21 protein-coding genes and 1 pseudogene are annotated in these 21699 nt (G+C 43.4%); 12 read left to right on the plus strand and 10 right to left on the minus strand.

Annotation, left to right across the window (positions count from 1 at the left end; genetic code table 11):
• Positions 1-127: 127 nt before the first annotated feature.
• Positions 128-883: a hypothetical protein gene (locus H740_RS08100; RefSeq protein WP_002953122.1), complete on the minus strand. Its 756-nt coding sequence runs from the start codon at positions 881-883 to the stop codon at positions 128-130.
• Between the two features lie 161 nt (positions 884-1044).
• Positions 1045-1524 (minus strand): ClbS/DfsB family four-helix bundle protein, encoded by a 480-nt coding sequence (locus H740_RS08105; protein ID WP_002953124.1) that lies wholly within the window; start codon positions 1522-1524, stop codon positions 1045-1047.
• A gap of 598 nt (positions 1525-2122) precedes the next feature.
• Between H740_RS08105 and napA the strand changes: the two genes are divergently transcribed.
• The 12 genes from napA to H740_RS08165 all read left to right on the plus strand — a co-directional run bounded on the left by napA (position 2123) and on the right by H740_RS08165 (position 13516).
• Complete coding sequence (gene napA / locus H740_RS08110; RefSeq protein ID WP_002953128.1) at positions 2123-4909, plus strand: nitrate reductase catalytic subunit NapA; 2787 nt, start codon at positions 2123-2125, stop codon at positions 4907-4909.
• Positions 4910-4911: 2 nt separating this feature from the next.
• Positions 4912-5676, plus strand: a complete 765-nt coding sequence (napG, locus tag H740_RS08115) for a ferredoxin-type protein NapG (RefSeq protein WP_002953129.1) — start codon at positions 4912-4914, stop codon at positions 5674-5676.
• A complete protein-coding gene (gene napH / locus H740_RS08120; protein WP_002953132.1) occupies positions 5673-6473 on the plus strand; it encodes a quinol dehydrogenase ferredoxin subunit NapH in 801 nt (266 codons plus the stop codon). Before napG ends, napH begins: the two co-directional genes overlap by 4 nt.
• Positions 6470-7069 (plus strand): nitrate reductase cytochrome c-type subunit, encoded by a 600-nt coding sequence (locus tag H740_RS08125; RefSeq protein WP_002953135.1) that lies wholly within the window; start codon positions 6470-6472, stop codon positions 7067-7069. Before napH ends, H740_RS08125 begins: the two co-directional genes overlap by 4 nt.
• On the plus strand, positions 7066-7536 hold the full coding sequence (locus tag H740_RS08130; protein ID WP_002953136.1) for a 4Fe-4S dicluster domain-containing protein: 471 nt from the start codon (positions 7066-7068) through the stop codon (positions 7534-7536). The genes H740_RS08125 and H740_RS08130 overlap by 4 nt, the downstream gene beginning before the upstream one ends.
• A complete protein-coding gene (locus H740_RS08135; RefSeq protein ID WP_002953137.1) occupies positions 7533-8504 on the plus strand; it encodes a WD40 repeat domain-containing protein in 972 nt (323 codons plus the stop codon). Before H740_RS08130 ends, H740_RS08135 begins: the two co-directional genes overlap by 4 nt.
• The gene (locus H740_RS08140) at positions 8501-8848 is read left to right on the plus strand and encodes a chaperone NapD (RefSeq protein WP_002953138.1); all 348 of its coding nucleotides are present in this window, start codon (positions 8501-8503) and stop codon (positions 8846-8848) included. The genes H740_RS08135 and H740_RS08140 overlap by 4 nt, the downstream gene beginning before the upstream one ends.
• Before the next feature lie 69 nt (positions 8849-8917).
• Entirely contained in the window at positions 8918-9553 is a 636-nt protein-coding gene (locus tag H740_RS08145) for a hypothetical protein (RefSeq protein WP_002953139.1), read from the plus strand.
• On the plus strand, positions 9540-10007 hold the full coding sequence (locus H740_RS08150) for a hypothetical protein (RefSeq protein WP_002953141.1): 468 nt from the start codon (positions 9540-9542) through the stop codon (positions 10005-10007). The genes H740_RS08145 and H740_RS08150 overlap by 14 nt, the downstream gene beginning before the upstream one ends.
• A gap of 304 nt (positions 10008-10311) precedes the next feature.
• Positions 10312-11499, plus strand: a complete 1188-nt coding sequence (locus H740_RS08155) for a porin (protein WP_002949637.1) — start codon at positions 10312-10314, stop codon at positions 11497-11499.
• Between the two features lie 48 nt (positions 11500-11547).
• Complete coding sequence (locus tag H740_RS08160) at positions 11548-12144, plus strand: cytochrome c4 (RefSeq protein ID WP_051052718.1); 597 nt, start codon at positions 11548-11550, stop codon at positions 12142-12144.
• Between the two features lie 181 nt (positions 12145-12325).
• The gene (locus H740_RS08165) at positions 12326-13516 is read left to right on the plus strand and encodes a major outer membrane protein (RefSeq protein ID WP_002953151.1); all 1191 of its coding nucleotides are present in this window, start codon (positions 12326-12328) and stop codon (positions 13514-13516) included.
• Between the two features lie 248 nt (positions 13517-13764).
• On the opposite strand, the gene H740_RS08170 is transcribed toward H740_RS08165, so the two are convergent.
• From H740_RS08170 to H740_RS08205, 8 genes and pseudogenes are all read right to left on the minus strand, one after another.
• Complete coding sequence (locus H740_RS08170; RefSeq protein ID WP_002953154.1) at positions 13765-14202, minus strand: Dps family protein; 438 nt, start codon at positions 14200-14202, stop codon at positions 13765-13767.
• Between the two features lie 773 nt (positions 14203-14975).
• Positions 14976-16212 (minus strand): annotated as a pseudogene (locus tag H740_RS08175) (glucose-6-phosphate isomerase).
• Positions 16199-17032 carry a UTP--glucose-1-phosphate uridylyltransferase GalU gene (gene galU / locus H740_RS08180; RefSeq protein WP_002953156.1) on the minus strand — a complete coding sequence of 278 codons (834 nt, stop codon included), beginning with the start codon at positions 17030-17032 and terminating at the stop codon, positions 16199-16201. Before galU ends, H740_RS08175 begins: the two are co-directional and overlap by 14 nt.
• Before the next feature lie 544 nt (positions 17033-17576).
• Positions 17577-18086 (minus strand): flavodoxin family protein, encoded by a 510-nt coding sequence (locus tag H740_RS08185; protein WP_002953158.1) that lies wholly within the window; start codon positions 18084-18086, stop codon positions 17577-17579.
• Positions 18083-19306 (minus strand): radical SAM protein, encoded by a 1224-nt coding sequence (locus H740_RS08190; RefSeq protein WP_002953161.1) that lies wholly within the window; start codon positions 19304-19306, stop codon positions 18083-18085. The genes H740_RS08185 and H740_RS08190 overlap by 4 nt, the downstream gene beginning before the upstream one ends.
• Positions 19307-20080, minus strand: a complete 774-nt coding sequence (locus H740_RS08195; protein ID WP_002953163.1) for an energy transducer TonB — start codon at positions 20078-20080, stop codon at positions 19307-19309.
• Complete coding sequence (locus H740_RS08200) at positions 20080-20901, minus strand: ABC transporter substrate-binding protein (RefSeq protein ID WP_002953165.1); 822 nt, start codon at positions 20899-20901, stop codon at positions 20080-20082. Before H740_RS08200 ends, H740_RS08195 begins: the two co-directional genes overlap by 1 nt.
• Before the next feature lie 30 nt (positions 20902-20931).
• Positions 20932-21699 (minus strand): ABC transporter ATP-binding protein, encoded by a 768-nt coding sequence (locus H740_RS08205; RefSeq protein ID WP_002953167.1) that lies wholly within the window; start codon positions 21697-21699, stop codon positions 20932-20934.

Genomic DNA, 21699 nt, shown 5'->3' on the forward strand with positions numbered 1-21699 from the left:
AAGGCTGAAATTTGTCCGTAGCGATCTAAAATTACTTTCGCGCTTTGTATGGATCGGCCGAAAATAAAAGCAAATTTACAGCTTGCAAGGACAAATCGTTTGTCCCGTGCAAGCTATAAATGAAGGCCTATCTTTCGTAAAATTTACCGAGTACGCCGCTGCCGATCTCCTTGCGTTCGCCGTTTTCTATCATCACGGCTTTGCGGTCGATATCGACGGTTTTATCGGTATTGATGATAAATTTGAGCTCATACGAGCGCGAGTTTATCTGTTTTGGCATATCTCCGAAAAATATCGGTTTTGGCGGGCGTTGCGAATCAAACGCGACCCATTGAAACTGGCTTACGAAGGTGCTAAATAAAAAGGCATTGCCGTTTAGCTTGTATTTGTTTGCGAGCTCGTCCGCGATCGCGTCGTTATCGCAGTTTACGGGCGCACTGAAGCTACTTTTCTTTGCTTTTTCTTCGTCGTATTTGCAAAATTTATTTGCCAACGCCAGCATCTCCTCTTTGTTTGCGTCGCTGCTGCCCTCGGTTTTTAGTTCGTTGTAGTTATTCATTATCCGCTCTAGCGTCTTTTCTAGACTTTTTTGCGCGTCGTCTTTGGCTTTTTGCACGGCCTCTTCGTAGCGAGCGTTTTGTTTGTCAAATTCCGCCTTAAGTACGTCGTTACTAACCTCGCAAGTTACTTTGACTAGCTTTAGATCGTTTCCGCTAACGTCTTCCCATTTTACCTTTTGGCAGCCCTTGTACCCGTCTACGGCGGTGCCTATCGTCATTGATTTTTTTATCGGTAGCGTGTAGTTTTTCACGATATCGATGTTGTTATCGCCGCATCCCGTTAGCGCCAAAACGGCAGCTATGAGAGAAAATTTTATTTTCATTCGTTCTCCTGAAATTTAAAAGTCTAAATCTGGCTAAATTTAGCTTAATGTTAAGACGCATTTAAAGCGATGGGCGACCGAATTTGGCGAATTTGCCTGCCTAAATTTGACTAGTAAAGCGGCAGATCTCAAGCTAGTTTTTAGACTTCTTTTGTGCTTTCTTATCTTTTTATCGCCCAGTCGTAGTGTGATGAGGCGCTGCTGGTGATGTAGGAGGCGAGATTTAGGTCGCCAGTGAAATCAAAATGCCCACGAGCAAAGAGCTCCTCATCGCTAAAATATGCCGTAAGCTGCATCACTTTTTCGTGTGTTTGCGCCAGCAGAGTTTTAGCCTCGCAAAGCGGCATATCTTGGTGCTTGCGCCAAATTTGTACGTTCATCTGCTGGTAGGTTTTCCAGTTGTACGGCTGCGGTAAAAATGAAGCCCGCTCACCGCTTAGGTTTTTTTGGATAAAATTTATCAAAAGCAAGTGCCACTCGTAAAGGTGTGCGAGCACGTCTCGGACGCATTTATCTCTATCCTCGAAGTCAAATTTGGCCTCTTGCTCTGCCTCATTCATACTTTCAACTAGCGACAAAAGCTTTTTGAAATTTGTCTCCGAAGCGTTTAGCAGGTCTATTTTATTCGTCGGTCGCGGCATTTTTTATCCTTGGCTAAATTTGAGCAAATTTTACAGCGCGTTTTTAAATTTGCGCTTTAAAGGTGCGGGTATCACCAAAAACAAAAGGTAAAATTTAATTTATATCTATATTTTAAAAATTAAAAATAAAATTTAAATATAGAACGCAAATTTGATTAAATTTTTAATTTATGAGCTATACGGTCTTGAATTTTAATCAATTTTATACCTATGATAATTTAGCCTAAAATTAGCGTTTTGAAAAGGTTAAATTTAAAAATAGACCACTGTTTTTCTACTTGATATATAGCTTTATATTTACAATGAAAAAATGTTACGATTTTACACGTTAAATTTATATTTTATAAATAGTTTCCGAAATATTATGGGTTTTGTTATCAAAAAGAATATCAAATTTACTAAATATAATAAAATATATTTATTCGTAATTTCAAGCTTTACCCCTTAAATATGTAAAATAAAGATAATTTTGGTCCTAATTTGAATTCCAAATATTGCCAAAGAACTAATTGTTTTTAATCAACTTAAATTTAGGTTGTAACAGTTAATATCCGCTTGATTTTTAAGAGCTATCTTGAAAAATAAACGAGGAGATAAAATGGATCGACGAGATTTTATAAAAAGCGCCGCCGCTTCGGCTGCTTGCGCGAGTGCCGGTATAGCGCTGCCTAGTTCTATGGCAGCTGCGCAAAACACAGCTGAAAAGGGCTGGCGCTGGGATAAGGCTGCATGTAGGTTTTGCGGAACGGGCTGCGGCGTAATGATCGCAACCAAAGAAGGCAAAATCGTAGCCGTCAAGGGCGACCCTGAAGCGCCGGTAAACCGCGGCCTAAACTGCATCAAAGGCTACTTTAACGCCAAGATCATGTACGGCGCGGACCGTATCACTCAGCCGCTTTTACGCGTAAACGAAAAGGGCGAATTTGACAAAAAGGGCAAATTTAAACCGATTAGCTGGGAAAAAGCCTTTGACATCATGGCTGAAAAATATAAAGAAACCATGGCTAAAAACGGCGTGCATTCAGCCTGTGTTTTTGGCTCGGGTCAATACACTATTTTAGAGGGTTATGCAGCCGTCAAACTATGGAAAGCGGGTATCAGAAGCAACTCCATAGACCCGAATGCTCGCCACTGCATGGCTAGCGCGGTTACGGGTTTTATGCAGACTTTTGGTATCGACGAGCCTGCGGGCTGCTACGACGACATAGAGCTAACCGATACTATCATAACTTGGGGTGCGAATATGGCCGAGATGCACCCGATACTTTGGGCGCGCGTCAGCGATAAGAAGCTAAGCGATCCTGAGCGCGTAAAGGTCGTAAATTTAAGCACGTATTCGACTAGAACGTCAAATATCGCCGATTCCGAGATTATTTTCGCTCCTTCAAGCGACGTAGCTATCTGGAACTACATCGCTCACGAGATCGTTTATAATCATCCTGAAGCCATCGATTGGGACTACGAAAATAGCCACTGCGTATTTGCGACGGGGCCTGCCGATATCGGCTACGGGCTTAGAAATAATCCAAATCATCCTAACTACTCAAACGAAAAAGACGTCGTAGAGACGGAGCTTCATAAGAAACTAAGCAAAAACGAGGGCGTGACTCTGGGCTATCTAGGCTATAAAGAGGGTGACGTGATGGAAAATAAAAATACGGCTACTGCGGGCAAACACTGGCAAATCACGTTTGAAGAATTTAAAGAAGCGCTTAAGCCCTATACGCTTGATTTCTCCGCTCCGCTAATAAAAGGCGATCCAAACGAGGATTTGGAAGAATTTAAGAAAAAACTAAAGCAGCTAGCCGACTGGTACATCGAAAAAGGTAGAAAAGTAGTCAGCTTTTGGACTATGGGCTTTAACCAGCACCAACGCGGCACTTGGGTAAACGAGCAAGCCTATATGGTGCATATGCTACTTGGCAAACACGCAAAACCTGGTGAGGGCGCTTTCTCGCTAACCGGACAACCAAGCGCCTGCGGAACGGCGCGCGAGGTCGGTACTTTCGTCCACCGCTTGCCTGCGGATATGGTCGTAGATAACGCCGAACACCGCGAAATAAGCGAGAAAATTTGGAAACTGCCTAAAAACACGCTAAATCCGAAAGTCGCTTCCCACTACGTAAAAATGATGCGCGATATGGAAGACGGAAAGATGAAATGGGCGTGGGTACAGGTAAATAACCCGTGGCAAAACACCGCAAACGCAAACCACTGGATCAAAGCCGCTCGCGAGATGGATAACTTTATCATCGTCTCAGATCCGTATCCGGGCATCTCGGCTAAGGTTGCCGATCTAATCTTGCCTACTGCGATGATTTACGAAAAATGGGGCGCGTACGGTAATGCCGAGCGCCGAACGCAGCACTGGCGTCAGCAAGTCCTTCCGGTAGGCGAAGCGATGAGCGACACGTGGCAAATGCTGGAATTTGCTAAGCGCTTTAAGCTAAAAGAGGTCTGGGGCGAACAAAAAGTGGACGATAAGCTAACGCTCCCAAGCGTGCTAGACGAGGCAAAAGCCATGGGTTATAGCGAAGAAGATACGCTATTTGACGTGCTTTTTGCAAACGAAGAGGCTAAGAGTTATCCTGCAAAAGACTCGGTAATGGAAGATTTTGATAACTCTGAAGTTTTTGGCGACAGCAGAAAAGTAGTCGGCTCAGACGGCAAGGTGTTTGAGGGCTATGGATTTTTCGTTCAAAAATATCTTTGGGAAGACTACCGCAAATTTGGCTCGGGTCACGGACACGATCTGGCGGACTTTGATACCTATCACAAAGTGCGCGGACTAAGGTGGCCCGTCGTAGACGGTAAAGAAACTCAGTGGAGATTTAACGCCAAATACGATCCGTATGCCAAAAAATACGCCGAAGACGGCAAGCAGTTTGCATTCTACGGCAATAAAAAAGCCAAGTTGCAAAAAGGCGATTTGACCAAAGTAACTAGCGGAGACGAGAAATTTTCTATCGCTAATAAGGCCAAAATTTTCTTCCGTCCTTATATGGATCCGTGCGAGATGCCTGATACTACGTATCCTTTCTGGCTATGCACGGGCCGCGTCTTGGAGCACTGGCACACAGGCACTATGACTATGCGCGTTCCTGAGCTTTACCGCGCCGTACCTGAAGCGCTTTGCTACATGCACGAAGGCGACGCGCAGAAGCTAAATTTACAGCATAACGACGTAGTTTGGGTCGAGTCTCGCCGCGGTAAGGTAAAAGCAAGAATCGATCTGCGCGGACGAAACAAAACTCCTTCGGGCCTAGTGTACGTGCCGTTTTTCGATGAAAACGTATATATCAACAAAGTCTGCTTAGATGCGACTTGCCCGATCTCAAAAGAGACCGACTATAAAAAATGTGCGGTTAAAATTTACAAGGCTTAATAATGCAAAATAGAAGAGAGGCTTTAAAATTTGGGTTAAAAGCGATTAGTTTGGTTCTCGCAGGCGGCTTTATCTGGAGTACGCAAACGACGGCTAAAGCCCAAACTCTACTCATCAGGCCGCCGGGTGCTTTGAAGGAGAAAAATTTCCTTAGCGAGTGCATACGCTGCGGGCTTTGCGTAGAAGCCTGTCCTTGGGATACGCTTAAGCTTGCGGATTTAGACGACGGATTGCCTTATGGCACTCCGTTTTATACTCCGCGAAATATCCCTTGCTATATGTGTCCGGACATCCCGTGCACGGTCGCCTGTCCGACCGGCGCGCTAGATACAAAGCTAGTGAGCGAGGATAACGGCAAGCTAAATATAAACAAAGCGCAAATGGGTATCGCTGTGCTGGATCCGAATTTTTGCATCGCTTACGAAGGACTTCGCTGCGACGCTTGCTACCGCGCCTGTCCTTTGATAGATAAAGCGCTAAGGCTTGAGTACGTCCGCAATGAACGCACACAAAAGCACGCGTTTTTTAAACCGGTCGTGGACGCCGACTACTGCACGGGCTGCGGCATGTGCGAGCAAGTTTGCGTGACGCCAAAAGCTTCTATCTTCGTGCTTCCGCGCGAGATCGGACTGGGCTCTAGCAACGAACAGTACGTAAAAGGCTGGGTCGAGGGCGCTGATAAAAAACTAAAAGACGCTGAGCCAAAAGAGTTTAAAACCGACGAGAAAAAGCTAAACGACTATCTAAATAGCGGAGATTTGCTATGAAATATTTGATTTTAAGAAGGATAAGTCAAATTTTAATCCTAGGGCTGTTTTTTGCGAGCAACTACTACGGAGTTAAAATTTTACAGGGCAATCTCAGTTCGTCTTTGCTTTTCGGAGTCGTTCCTCTTAGCGATCCGTTTGCCGTTTTGCAGCTATATCTAGCTAGTTTTAGTATCGCTTCGGGCGCGCTTGTGGGAGCTGCTATCGTGTTTGCTTTTTACGCGATTGTCGCTCCGCGCGCTTTTTGCAGCTGGGTTTGCCCGGTAAATATCATCACCGAAACCGCTCGCTGGGTCAGAGTAAAGCTTGGTTACGATAAAGATAAAAAATTCGTAAATTTCACGAGAAGCGCGAGATATTACGTTTTGGGATTTACGCTTTTTATCTCGCTAGTCACTTCGGCTCCGGCGTTTGAGGGCATTAGCTTTATCGGCATTATTCAGCGCGGCGTCATCTACGGCGGCACGCTGTGGCTATTCGTGGCGTTTGGGGTGTTTGCGATAGACGCGTTTATCGGTGATAGATTAGTCTGCTCAAAGCTTTGCCCGCTGGGCGCTTTTTACGCGATAGCAGGCAAATTTGCCCTTATCAGAGTAAAGCACGACGCGGCTAGCTGTACTAACTGCATGAAATGCAAGCTAATCTGCCCGGAAAACCAAGTGCTCGGCATCATCGGCAAGCAAAGCGGGCTTATAACCTCGAGCGAGTGCATCAGCTGCGGACGCTGTATCGACGTCTGCGATGACGACGCGCTCAAATTTAACATTAGAAATTTACTAAAGGAGAAAAATCAATGAAGGCGAGAATTTTGGCGGGATTGGCGTGCGCCGTCCTCGTATTTTCGGGATATGCCGAAGCTAAAGAAGAACAAAAAACCTCTAGCTCCGTACAAACTCAAAAAGTAGAGCAAAAAAATAAATCAAAATTAGCCGATAGCAAAGAAGCTAAGGATCTAAACATTTTGCGTTCGGCTAACGACGTTATGGACGAAGAAGAGGTAAAGCTAGCCGATATCAACTGGACGAAACCTGCCGCGGGCGAAGCGCAAAGATACGAGCGTTCTTTTGAAAACGCACCGCCGATGATACCTCATGATTTAGAGGGTTTGATACCGATAACTGCGGATAATAATATGTGCGTTACGTGCCATATGCCTGAAGTCGCAAAAGACGTCGGCGCGACTGCGATCCCAAAATCGCACCTTTATAGCATAAGAAACAAAAAAGACCTCGACGGTAAGCTTAGCGACGACCGCTTTAACTGCACCGTTTGCCACGTGCCGCAGGCGAACGTAGAGGCTAAGTTTAAAAATAACTTTAAGCCGGAGTACCGCGATGCTAACTCGTCTCAGCATTCCAATCTGTTAGACGTACTAAACGAAGGCGTTAGGTGAGCGTATCCAGACGCGAGCTATTTACTAAATTTTTGGGCGGCAAAACCGCTCAAAAATTTATCGCTCCGCCTTATTTTTGTGGAGAATTTAACTGTGCTGATTGCGAAGCGCCTTGCGTTAGTGCTTGCGATAGAGAGCTTTTAAGCTTTGAAAATGAAAGAATAAATTTTAAATTTAAGTCCTTGGGATGCAACTTTTGTAAAGAGTGCGCGCTCGCTTGCGAAGAGGCGGGACGAGAGGTTTTAAATTTAAAATTCGCGGCTACTATAGAAGCTAAAATTTTTATCGACGTGCATAGCTGTCTTGCGTGGAACGGCACGATTTGCTGTAGCTGTCAGGATATTTGCAAATTTAGAGCGATCGATTTTTTAGGCGTTTTTCGTCCGAGCGTAAATCAAAAATGCACGGGCTGCGCGCAGTGTATGGAAGTTTGCTTCGCGAATAGTATCAAAATGGAGACGTTATGAGAAAATTTATTTTATTTTTTACGGCGATTTTTTGCTTAAATTTGACCGCAAATTTAGCGGCGGCACCGCTTGAGATCTCGCAACCGGATAAGGTCATAAAAGCGGGCGCAAACGTGATAAGCTCAAATTTGATAGATGAAATTTTATATCTGGGTACGGACGGCAGCGAGCTTGATATCTACGACATAAAGGCGGATAAATTTTTAGAACCGATCAAATTTCGCACGGTCAAAACACACTTTAGCGACGAAGAGCCAGCAAAAATTTTTAGCATCGACCGGCTGGGCGATATGCTTTTGGTTTTAACAGAGATGGACTATAACGAGCGATATTTGTACGTTTTTAAAAAAGAAAACGATAGCTGGAGCGAGGTTAGCAATATGCACCTAGCCAATAAATCTGCTAAAAAAGCCTTTTTTATAGATGAAAAAACTGCGGTAGTATCGGACTTTGGCAATGAAATTTACTACATCGATCTAGAGAGCAAAAAAGCGGTCTTTAAACATAAATTTTCCATCGCGCTTTACGTTGATTTTGAGATCAACAAAACCCGCGATAAAATCGCTATCGGTGCCGAAAGCGGCGTGATTTATATCTACAATCTAAAAACTCGCCAAACCGAACAAACTATAAATTTCTTTAAAGACAATATGTATGACATCGACTATAAAAATGACGTCGTAGCCGTGGGTTGCATCGACAAACAAGCGGGTGTTTTTAACGGCTCGGTGAGCTATTTTAAGTCCGATTTTATCGTTTATGCGACGGGGCTTAGCGACGACGCCAAAACTCTAGCCTACATGAACGGCGAAGAGAGCGATATCCTGGTCTACGACATCGCAAGCAAAACAAAACTCGCGACCGTAAAAACCGGACAGCAAATTTTAAATGAAATTTACCTCTCCGATAGCGGCAGGCTAATCAGCGTCGCGTACGAAAAAGAGGTTAAATTTTGGAGCGTAAAATGAACATATCAAGTGCGATAGTATATACCAAAGACGGAAACGAAGCCGCCGAGGTGGCTAAAAGAATCGAGCAAGTAAAAGGCTGCGAGGTCATCGCCGCGCAAGACGGCAAGATCGTAGTCGTGATGAGCGCGGAAAATTTAGACGGCGAGATAGAGCTCTTTAAGGCGCTAGAGGGCGTAGAGGGCGTCTCAGGAGCCGCGATGATATACAGCTATCAAGAGGATTTGCAACAAGATATCGAAAGCATTAAAAAAAGCGGTAAGATAAGCGAAATTTTACTTGACGAAAACGTCGATGCCAAGGACATCGTATATAACGGCCACGTCGGCGATAGGGTAAAATAATTTTTTACCCATTAACTTTATCCTAAATTTGACGATATATAATACAGAGTAAAATCTAAAGGATAAAACATGCAAAGCATCAACGGTTTAAGCCAAAATCCATACATCCCGCAACCTCGCTACGACGTGCAGAACGTCCAAAACTCGGCAAGCGTAGATCAAAATGAAAATATCAAAAGAATGCAAGAAGCCTATGCAAATATCGACGCAAAACAGCTAACAAATAGCTATTTGTCGCATTTTCAAGCTAGGGCTGACTCAAATGCGAGCTCAAATTTCTTGTCTCAGGTTTCGGCCTTTAACGGCTCTGCAAAATTTAACGACATTTTCGGCGCTCAAAACAAAAGCATAAATTCTCTAAACGATATCTTATCGGGCGTCGATTTTAAATCTATCGGCTACGAGGGCAAGCCTATAACGCAGCTAAGCCAAAGCGAAGCCAGCGATTTAGTGAGCGAGAATGGATTTTTCGGTATCGCAAACACTGCGGATAGGATTTCAAATTTTATTATTAGCGCCGCAGGAGACGACTTGCAAAAGCTCGAAGCCGGAAAAGAAGGCATGCTAAGGGGCTTTAAAGAGGCTGAGAAAATTTGGGGTGGTAAACTGCCTGAAATTTCGCAAAAAACGATAGAAAAGGCGACTCAAGCCGTAGATAAAAGAATAGCCGAACTCGGCGGGAACGTCCTTAGTGGTCAGGCTTAAGTTTTTAAATTTAGCCGCCGTTTTGCTGGTTTTTAGCGGTTGTGCATTTTTTGAGAAAAAACCGCCACCAAAAGTCGTCCAAAAACCCGTTGCGCAAAAACCCGCACCCATTAAAGGCTCTTTACGCGGCGTAATATCAAACGTAACCTATGACGGCAGCAGATACTGTTACGATATAAAATCAATCGACGTATCAAACGGCAAACTGCCTAGCGGCAAGTACTGTGCGGATAAATTTTACTTTTCTAGCGGAGATACCGTCTATGCAAGCGTTTCAGGCGGACTCGTCACTGAGATGCTACTCATAAAAAGCGGAACGCACCACGTTACGCATAAAGGAAATAAAACGCCGAAATTTAAAAGTACAAGTCCTGCAAAAAGCCCACAACAGCAAGAAAGCAACAAAAAAATTCTAATCGAAGTTCCGAAAAGTGAAAATATCAGCTTTGATTAGCCGTTGATTTACCGAAATATTTTATAATTCTCACAAGCAATCAAAGTTAGAACTCCTTTTAAGAAGGGGATGTGCGTCCCCTTTTTTATCTTTTTATCTCGCGAAAATCCTTGAAATTAAGCTTTCATATTTAAGCTTTGTTGGTAGTATTCTTATTTTAATAATATTAAGTATCAAAAATAGCCTTGTAATAGCTTGATATATTCGTGTTTTATGATTATTTATGTTAAATTTTTGCATTAAGCTTACCACGACCGATTTTGTGCTAAAATTATGCCTATAAAACTTTTATAAAGGAGAACTTATGAAACTCGCTAAAATTTCTTTAGCTGCTTTGGTTGCGCTAGGCGCTTTCTCTACTTTAAATGCTACTCCACTTGAAGAAGCTATTAAAGATGTAGATTTTTCAGGATTTGCAAGATATAGATATACTCACAATAAAGTCCGCTGGAATGGTATGCCAGGCGCATTCAATAAAAATAATGCAAATCATAACTTCAGATTCGTAGGTACTTTTAAGGCTGCTCTTGACGATAACTTCTTTGGTGTTTTGGGTCTAAGATATGCAGCAAATGACGGTTCTGGATTTAATGGCGATACCACCAATACTACAAGCTCATTTGGTGTAAGAGAATTTTATCTTGGCTACAATATAAACAATACTACAATAACAGCTGGCAAGCAATTTGTTAAAACATATTTTGACGATGATTTGGTAGGAACTGGTTTAAGAGTACAAAACACTGATATATCAGGTCTTACTTTGGTTGGTGTTGCTTTTGACGCACTTGAAACAGATAGCATTGACTATGACGGTCGACTACTATCAGGCCTAGCAGGGTCAAAAAGCCTTAACTACTATGGCGTGGGTGCAATGGGAAGCTATGATCCTGTAAACTTTAAAGCTTGGTGGGCATATCTTGAGGATACCGCAAATTTATTTGCAGCTGATGCGGCTTTGAAATTTGACCTAGATGCAGTAAAACTAGGCTTACAAGCACAATATGTTCACAATGAGTCAGACGACAATAACTTTGGTGATGCAAATTTCTTTGCAGCTAAAGGTGATGTAGGATTTGCCGGAGTCGGTTTAAATGCAGGTTATATCTACTATAAGGCTAAAGACGATAAAACATCTTTCGTAACTGTTGAAGATAACGGCAAACTAATCAACCCAGGCAAACTACTTAACTCGGTCATGAACGGTAGCGCTCAATACTATAATAACATTAAAGACAAAAACGACTATTGGTTTGTCGGAGCGTCATATAAATTTAACGAGTTTGGCTTGTATGCTAACTATATAGACGGTAAGGGCTATAGCTATAGATATAATAAGAGAGTTGATAGAGACGAGTGGAACGTCGGCGGTAGCTATGCTTACAGCAAAAAACTTAATTTCTCTACATTCTATGCAGCAGCTAAAGAAAAAGACGGAGATCATAAAAATAAACACGACCGCATAAGATTTGAAGCCAAATACAGCTTCTAATCAAAAAAGCTAGTTTTATGCTATAATCCCAAGCAAATTTCCATTTGCTTGGGATTTTTAAATTTATCAAAAAGGTTTTTTATGAAATTTGTGCGTTTTTCGCTTTTAGCGTGTCTTTTTACTTTTTCTTTAAATGCTGCTGATGAGCCGAGCTACATATTTGAGGCAAAAGGCGAATTTGCAAAAGAGCTAAAAAGCTTGGTAGAAAAATATTCTAAAGACGAAAATATAAGTATAAATGTTTATGAAAAAGCACCCGAGACTGATAGCGGCGGCAAGTTTTTAAATATCGGCGTAGACGGTAAAAGAAAATATAGTGTAGAAAGGGGTCGCGAGCTATATGCTAAAAATTGCGCCTCTTGTCATGGTGAAGATGGAAACAAAAGGGCCTATGGTGCATCTGAGAAGTTAACCAAGATAAGCGCAGAGAATATAGAGGCCGCTTTTTCTGGCTATTTAAATGATCCTGAATACGGCGGAAATATGAGAAATCTAATGAAAACCGTTGCAGCAAAAACTACATATAAAGATCTAGGAGCTATCATTGCCTTCTTAAAAGGTAAAGATGCTTTATTGTACAAAGATGGTGTCCAGGAAAATACCGACGTTTCCACTACGCCCACACAGGGAAGCTACCTAAAATAATCAAATTTACCGAGTTAAATTTAACTCGGTATCCCCAAATTGCACTATAAAATTTAATTCATATAGTATATTTTAGTAAACACTCGGTAATAATTCATCTGAAATTATATATTTTTAAGCTTATCAAAGGTTATATTATGCTACTATTCTCACATATTTAATCTTTCTTAAGGAGAAAATAATGAAAATTGCTAAAATTTCATTGGCAACTTTGGTTGCACTAGGTGCTTTTTCAACTGTAGCGAGCGCTACACCGCTTGAAGAAGCTATTAAAAATGTAGATCTATCAGGATATGCTAGATATAGATATAATAATATTGCTGTCAAAGATAGTGCTGGGCAAAAAGACAATACTGTTGCACATCATCAATTTAAATCAGAATTTTCTTTTAAAGCTGCTTTAGATGATAATTTCTTTGGTGTTTTAACACTTAGATATAATTCCAACGACAGCTCTGCTTTTAATGCAGATGGACGCAGCGATAGAACAGATACAACAAGTCCATTTAACGTAAAAGAATTTTACCTTGGATATAACGTAGGTAACACTACAATAACTGCAGGCAAGCAAACCATAGGTTCATTCTTTACTGATGATGCTGTAGGCACTGGCGTCAGAGTTGAAAATAGAGATATTACAGGCTTGACTCTAACTGCATTTGCTTTTGATGCATTAGAAAATAATGGCGAGAGCGATGGCGCTATTTACACTAATGTCCCTGGTATCTTTAATAACAACCTATATGCGGTAGCCGCTATCGGCTCTTATGATCCGGTAAGCTTCCAACTATGGTATGCATCTTTGGTTGATTCCGTTAACCTCATCATAGGTGACGTAAACTTTAGTCTTAATGTTACTGATGATGTAAATGTCGGTGCTCAAGTTCAATATGCACATGCTGATATAGACAATAATGTTGGCGTTAACTTTAAAGATACGGATTTCTATGCAGGTGAACTTGGTACAAAAGTATTTGGCGCTGATGTAGCTGCCGGTTATATAGGCTACAAGGTTCACGACAAAGCTAAAGGTTTTGTAAGCCTAGAGGATCAAGGTTCATTTATAGATGTAGGCGAGATAAAATCTGCTCTTGACTATACTGCTCTTGAGGGTAAAGCAAACTTCTGGTTCTTAAAGGCAGGATACACTTTTGCTGAGAAATTTAGAGTGGGCGGCGATTACTCTAACGGTAAAGTTAAGCTTGCTTCAGGCGATAAAGAGAAATATCAAGAGTATGTAGCAAGACTAACTTACGACTACAGTGCTAAACTTCAGTTCTCAAGCTTCTATGCGTATGAGATCAACAAACACCAAGATGACTCAAAAGATAAAACTAAACAGCTAAGATTCCAAGCTAAATACACATTCTAATTTTAAATATCTCGGGTTTATCCCGAGATATTCTTCTTTTTCTCTATTTAAAGTTTATTTTTTGAGTACGCTCTTTAATACCTCGATAAAGCAGTTAAATCACCACTTTAGAATCTAAATTTGAATTAGTTTTCGGAGTATTGGGTTTCTGCTTATTTTGAAAATGTTAAAGATAACTAAGTTGATATTTTGTAGAAATTAAAATTTAAAAGAAAAAAGAATAGAGAAAGGGGCTTGCGCCCCAAAAATTAAGCCAAAGTAGCCTTTAGCATCCAGATAGCTTTTTCATATTTTGCGATTTGATCTTGCGCCATAGTTACAGTCGTGCTGTCTTTTGCTTCTTCAGCGACTTCTTCTAGCTTTTTAAATTCGCCCAGCAAGTGCTCGTACTCAGCCAAAACGCCTTTTAAAACCTCGGTCGGAGTGTAGCTATCTTTGTTATCTGTTTTTGGATGAGCTAGCTTGTTTAGCTTTTCTATTTTGGTGATAGCTCTACCGCCTAGTTGTATAGCACGCTCAGCGACGTCGTCGAATATCTCCGCCATATCTTCATAAGCTTTTTCGGTGTATTCGTGAACGCTAAAGAACTGAATGCCTTTTACATACCAGTGATAGTCGTGAAATTTAACGAATAACGCATGAGCGTCGGCCTGAATCTGATTTAACTGGGTAACAACTTTTGACATTTTGTCTCCTTTGATTTGATTTATGATGAAATTATAGCATATAAAACTTAAAGAAAAATAATTTGCAAATAACAAAAATTATTATTTGTGAGTAAATTTTGGAATTTGCTTATACTGTTTTGCTGGATATAGACAAGCATTGCTATCCGGTATAAAAAACAAGTTTAACTTTTGATCAGGCAAAATTAATTCTTCTGAGAATTCATACATTAAATTTAGAGTATGTAAGAATGTAAATTTTGTAACTAGATAGCGCGGGTTTGAAAATCATAAGATGATACATGACGAAAGCCTAAATTTGCTTACAATTGCGTTTGTTGAATGCCATTTTGATAAGTAAAATTTTAGAATTTTACAGACAAATTCGACTAACTATTGGTTTGTGTTAAAGCTGTCTCTCTGATATGCTTGCTGGCGTAGGTAAGCAGGCAAGGTAAAATTATTGCAAAACAAGCCAGTTTGCTAGCCTTAGAAAGTGCTAAAAAGTTGCATAATGTTACGCAAATTTTATAGTTAGAGTCGTTGCAGCACTGTAAATAAAAGCAAATAAAAAAGTCGTGTCGCGAGGCGGCTTATTACTTTGTTCGCCAACACTGACGGATACGCATTAAATTTCCGCCTCAAATTTGCTAAAACAAAACTGTGCAAATTTAAATCCAAAATTGCTAGCGATACTGCAAACACAATCTTGTAGGCTAAAAATTTACGTGAGCTAACGTTGTAATTTTACAAAGCAAAATTCGCGTCAAATTTGCACTCTCTAGAGCCGCACTTTAGTCTTGCTTGCCCGCCGTTAGCATCGTCTTTAGTATGCGTTTGCCGACCTCGACGCCTGGCTGATCGTAAGTGTTTATGCCTAGCATTATGCCCGTAGCTGACGTGAGAAGCTCAAAATAATAAATCAAAAATCCCGCGCTCGCCTCGTCTAACCGCTCAAGCTCGATGACGTCTACGCTGATGCCTTCTTGCACGAGCGCATGCATGGTGGCGCTACACTGGGCGTTGATTAGCTCGCCCAAATTTAGCCCGTTTACGAAGTCGCAGCCCTCAAGGCCGTTTAGGCTAATGCTCGGTATCGCAGTGTTTGCTCCTGCGGCCGCCACCTTGATGAAGCTTACCGTTTTATCCTTCACGCCGTCCATGATGAGCTGCAAAAAGCTGTGCTGATCGCGCGATCCGATGAGTCCGACGGGCGTGAGTCCGTAGCGTTTGTAGCCCTTTTTCTTACCCAGGCTCTCCGCCCATAGCTGCACGTACCAGTCGTTAAACTCCAAAAATCTATCGCCGTAGCTAAATATCACGTTGATCTTGGCGTTTTTATGCGTCGCGTAGTGGTAGGCTTTTTGTAGCAGCGTATCGTCGCCGTCTTCTAAAAAACGCTTTTTACACGCCCGCGCACCCTCTAGCAGCGCCGCCGCGTCGTATCCGCATAGCATTAGCGGTACCAGACCGATCGCGCTAAGCACGCTAAATCTGCCGCCGACGTTTTTAGGGATATTAAAAAATTTGATGCCGTTTTGCTTGGCGTAGGCTTCTAGCGGCGAGGCGGGGTCTGTTATGACGATAAAATTTGTACTCAAATTTGAGGGGTTAAAGGGCTCCCAAAATGCACTTAAACAGAGTAATCGTCTCGATCGTGGTGCCTGATTTTGATGAGATGATAAAAAGCGTTTCGTCAAATTTGATGCTTTCGCAAACTTGCTCGAAGCTAAAGGCGTCGACGTTATCGAGAAAATAAAGCTCACGCTCGCGGTTCCTTTTAGCGCCAGATAACATCGTTTTTAGCGCCTTGACGCCCAGACTGCTACCGCCGATGCCTACTAGCACGACGCTTTTTACGTGTGCGAGCGTCGTTTCAAATTCGGCGATTTCGCTTAGTAAATTTGCGCCGATTTCGGGCAAATGATAGTAGCCGATCTCGCCGCCTTTTAGCTCGTCGTTCATGCGTTTGGCGTAGGAGCCGATTGCGCTTAGCGGCGTTTTTTCGAAAAATAGCTCATTTTTTAGCATTTTTGCCTAGCTCGTAGAAGAAATTGGTCGCCTGCACGAAGCCATCGACGCTACCGCAGTCAAAGCGTTTACCTTTAAATTTATACGCCAGCACCATGCCGTCTTTGGCTTGCTCTTTTAGTGCGTCGGTGATTTGCACTTCGCCGTTCTTGCCGGGCTTGGTGCGCTCTAGGATCGTGAAAATATCAGGCGTCAGGATGTAGCGGCCGATGACGGCTAGGTTGCTCGGAGCTTCTTTTGGGTCCGGTTTTTCGACCATGTCGCTAACCATGAGCAAATCATCCTCGATCGCGCGGCCCGTGACGATGCCGTAGTTTTTGCTCTGCTCGATCGGCACTTCCATTACGGCAACGATGCTGCAGCGGTATTTTTCGTAAATTTTTACCATTTGAGATAGCACGCCTTCGCCCTCTTCGTTGATGCAGAGGTCATCAGCTAGCACTACGCCAAATGGTTCGTCTCGCACGAGGACTTTGCCCGTGTGGATGGCGTTGCCTAGGCCTCTCATGCTCTCTTGGCGAGTGAATGAAAACGTGCAGCGCGCCATCAGCTCGCGGATATCGACGAGTAGGTGCTCTTTGTTCGTGCCCGAGATTTGATGCTCTAGCTCGTAGCTGATATCAAAATAATCCTCCAGCGCGCGTTTGCCGCGACCTGTGATGAATGCCATATTTTTCATGCCGGCCTCCAGCGCCTCGTCCACGCCGTAGTGAATGAGCGGCTTTGTGAGGATCGGCAGCATCTCTTTTGGTAGCGATTTGGTTGCAGGCAAAAATCTCGTGCCGTAGCCCGCAGCCGGAAATAAACAAGTCTGTATCATAAATTTTCCTTTTAATTTTTTAGGAGATTATAGCGAGTTTTGGCTTATTTGGAGTATTAAGGATGATTTGGCGATAAATTTGCGACTTCTTTTTTGAGCGCTTTTTACCTACCGAGACCCGCACCTTGAAAACGTAAAATTTAACTCCATCAAATTTACAAACATGCGGCGCGACAGCGCTAACGCACCCCTTGAACGTACAGTGGGGATGGTGGAGTTTTCTGCGTCGCTGCGCTAGCAGCTACAAGCCAGACCGTAAGTAGAGCCCCTTCCGCCGCCCAAAAAAATAAAAAGCTTGACAGAAAAGAGAGCTTTTGCTTTACGGCACTCGTTTTGTACTCGCACCCCCTCTTGGCACATAAAAGTAAAGAGATTTAAGGCAAGTTAAGGGTTTGACATCAAATTTAAAAACCAAATTTAGCACTTTCAAGATGCAGGTCTGGGTGAGTAAAATTTAAAGTAAAGCCAAAAATAGGGCGCAAATTTACAAATTTAAAATGCGCCGAATTTGACTAGCAAATTTGACCGCCAGGCGGCGGCAAATTTATATCCCTTTAAACGCCGCCTTCGCATTTTCTAGGTCGTTTGCATCAGGGTGAGTTGCGGCTCTAGCCCATCTGGCTTCGCGCTCTGGAGTTACGGCGTAGCGCGGGTCGTTAGGCGCTGCTTCGCCCATTTTGCGTAGCTGCTCGATGACTTTTGGATCGATCGCGCCTTGACAGTAAAACTCGCGTAAAATTTCATTTTCGCCCTCGCGTAGCACGACTTTTGCCTTTTCTAGGCAGTTCATCGCGTGCTCGTGCTCAGGATCCATCCCTAGCGTCATGAACAGGCCGACTTTTTTGCCCTTTATCTCTCGCAAAAAGCGTTTAAATTTAGGCTCGGCATCGCCCTTATCGACGTAAAATCCAAGCGCGATAAAGTCGTAGCCGTCCAAATTTAGGTGTAGATTCTCGCTAAATTTGACCGCCTCGCAGCCAAGCTCGTTTGCGATGGCAAGACCGACTTTCTCGGTATTTCCAGTCGCGCTCGTGTAGATAACTATTTTTTTCATTCAAAGTCCTTTTGTGAGATATTTGCTACTTCGGTGCCGATCGACATACCCCAAAATACGCCGTCGGTCGTGTAGTTTAAAAAGCCGTTTTCTATGTGCATATAGCCTTTGCTTTCGCATTTTTTGAAAAACTCCATTAGCGCGCTAAAGGTCTCGTCGCTAACTAGGCTTTTTACCTGCGCGAGGTCGATTTTTGGGTACATAAAGAGGCTTTTTAGCCGCGCTTCGGCACGCTGTTTATCGTCTACTTTGTTTATCATACGCATTTTTTCTTTAGCGTTATATATGTCGTAGTAGCCTCGCCTTCCGCCAGAGCCTCTTCCTAGCGGCAGTATATCGGCGCCCTCGTGGCTTAGGCGGATATATTGATAGCGGTCGCGGCCGATGCGGTTAAATTTAGTATGCTCTAGCACCTCGTAGTTGCCCGTGCCTAGCAGCTTTTCAAAGAAAGCGTTGTGCAGCTTATGCTCGTAGTTCACGTCGTAGTAGTCCTGCGAGACCGTCTTTGCGAGCTCTGATTTCTCAAAAAGCTGAAGCGAATAAAAGCTCGTGCTGTCGATCTTTAGCTCGTCTACTAGGCGAGCGTCTTCTAGCACTTCGTCTATCGTTTGCTCAGGGTAGTTAAAGATAACGTCCGTGCAAACCATGCCGCTAAAATTTTGCCTGATCATTTTTAGATGCTCTATCGCGCCTTTTTTGTCGTGGACGCGGTTTAGCAGTTTGCGACCTTTGTCCGAAAATGTCTGCACGCCGATGCTAAAGCGGTTTACGCCTAGGCTTTCTAGTAGGCGCACTTTGCTCAAATTTAGATTATGCAGCGTGGTTTCTAGACTAAATTCGCAGTCGTCCGAGATATTAAAATTTGAGCGCAGAGCCGTGATAACCGGCTCTAGGTGCTTTTCTTTTAGTATCGTCGGAGTCCCGCCGCCAAAATAGACGCTGCGGATATTTTTAGCTTGTAGATACGGGAATTTACCGTATTTCTCGATCTCGCCCAGCAGATACTGCGTGTAGCTGTCTAGCTCGTCTTCTAGCTTCGTGCGGTTCATCGAGCAAAACGAGCAGATATTATCGCAAAAAGGCACGTGGATGTATATCACGCCGTCCTTTTGCGTCGGTAGCTCCTCGGTTAAAAATTTCTCGACCTCGGCGTTAGTCGCCATCTTTATCTTTTTAGGACGCGTCGGTCCGGCGTGCCCTTTTTGCCTGGTTTCAAACATCTATTCCTCCGTTTTGAACTCGTAAGGTTTGGTAATTATACAATGCGAAATATTTTTTAATGCTTTAATTTCTAATTCCTTTGTTATTTTCACCGCTTCGTCGTTAAAAATTTTGTTTTTCCCGCGAACGGCGACGATCTGTATCTGTCCGTCAAATTTAAAATCGACCTCGACCTTAAACGTCCCGCTTAGCCGCAGCATGATCGCTTTTTTGGGGTATTTGGCCTCAGGCTCGCGCGCCACGGTAAAGCCGACGCCCTCTTTGCACGCGTTTTGCTCTTTTGCTTCGCCGTTATTTTGCGCGGCGGGTTGCTTTGCGGGAGTTAAATTTGAGCTAGGCTGCGCGCTTTGCTCGGCGGGTAAATTTTGAGTCGGCGCGGGCGCGAGTGTGGGTTCAAATTTAGGCTCGTCTTTTACCGCTTGCGCGGGCTTTGGCGAGATTTGTTTTTTTATTTTCGGTTTTGGCGGTTGCTTTTTCTCCTCCTTGGGTTTTATGGGTTCGCTCTTTACCGGCTTTGGCTCGGGTCGTAAAATTTCTGGTTGCGGCTCGGGCTCAAATTTGACCGGCTCGGGCTGCGTTTCTTTCGGCCTTTCAAATGGCTCGGCGCTTTGAGGCGGCACGTACTCTCTAGTCTCTTTACTAGGCTCTTCTTGCGTCAAATTTAGCTTTATATTTATCGTTTCTTGCGGTTTTGCGCTCTCTATTGGGCGCGAGTTTAACGGCAAAAAAAGCAGAGCTAAATTTAAGACGAGCGAGACTAGAAAATAACGCATTATTTGCTTAGCATCTCGTAAAATTTATCTACGGCTTCGCCTATGCGAGGCGTTCCTCTAAGTAGCAGCGAGGAGGGCACGGTGAGTACTTTGCCGTTTTTTGCGGCGGTCGTTTTTTTAAGCACCGGATTTTGTTTTAGGAAATTTTCGCCGTCGCCGCCCATACCGCCGATAACGACGATGTAGTCTGGATTTTGCGATAAGATAAACTCGGTCGAGACGATCGGAGTTGAGCCCTCTACGCTATCGGCGATGTTTTTTAGTCCGAGTTTGGTAAAGATATCGCCCGGCAGCGTCTTTGAGCTAAAGCCCGTAAGCGGCGTCGAGGAAAATACCGCTAGTATCTTTTTGCCCTTTACCTCGCTGTTTGCAAAAGAGTCGATTTTGGATTTTATCTCGCTTACGACTTCGCTCGCTTTTTGCTCTTTGCCTGTTACTTTGCCGATTTCTTCGATATTTTTGTAGATATCGCCGACGCTATCTGCTTTTAGCGTGAGGGTTTTTAGGTTAAATTTAGCAAGGCTCTCGTTTACGTTTGCCGAGTGAAAGCTGGTGATAACAAGATCGGGCTTTAGCTCGACGATCTGCTCGATATTTGGCTTTGTGTACGTGCCTACGCTTTTTAGCTTTACGGTTTGATCCTCGGGCCAAATTTTAGAAAACTGAAGCGTAGCGATGGCCGCTAGCTGATCCTGCGCGCCTAGCATATAGACTATCTCGACGACTGATGGGTCTAGTACGACTAGTTTTTTGGGCGCGTTTGCGGTTAAATTCGCCAAAAGACAACCGGCTGCAAGTAAAAGTGCGGCTATTTTTTTCATAGAAAATCCTTTCAAATTTGATTTGTAAATTTATCGCTTTACGGGCACGACGAACGGCATCCCGTCGTGTTCTAAAATTTCGCAGTTTAGTCCGTAGATTTCATACAAAATTTCTTTCGTATAAAGCTGCTTTGCCGTGCCTGCGTAGCGTATCTCGCCGTCTTTTAGCATCACGAGCTCGTCGCAAAACATAGCCGCTAAATTTAGATCGTGTAGCACGGCTACGGAGAGTAAATTTAGCTCTCTAGTCAAATTTTCGCAGATCTTTAGCATCTGAACCCCGTAGTTTAGATCTAGCGCGCTCGTAGGCTCGTCAAGAAGCAAAATCTTTGGCTCGCTAACTAGCGCTCTAGCTAGCAGCACCCGCTGAAATTCGCCGCCGCTTAAGGAGTGGGCGCTGCGTTTAGCAAACCTTTCCACGTCAAGCAGACGCATGATCTCGTAGGTTTTGGCTACGTCGTTTGCGTCGTATCCGCTAAACTGGCTTTTTAGATGGCAAAAGCGCCCCGTTAGCACGATATCCTCGACCGTTAGCGGCATACTTAGAACCGTTTTTTGCGGCACGAAGCCTAAAATTTTAGCCAACTCTTTTAGCGAATAATCCTCCAGCTTTTTGTTTTCTAGCGTGATCACGCCGCTATTTGGCGATAAAATTCTTAGGATATTTTTTAAAAGAGTGGATTTGCCGCATCCGTTTGGACCCAAAATCCCTACGAACCTACCGTTTTTGAGGCTTAAATTTACGTTTTTTAGTATCTCTTTTTTGCCGTAGCTAAAGCATAGTTTTTCTACTTTCAC

The sequence above is a fragment of the Campylobacter showae CC57C genome, assembly GCF_000344295.2.
In the GTDB taxonomy this organism is placed as follows: domain Bacteria; phylum Campylobacterota; class Campylobacteria; order Campylobacterales; family Campylobacteraceae; genus Campylobacter_A; species Campylobacter_A showae_B.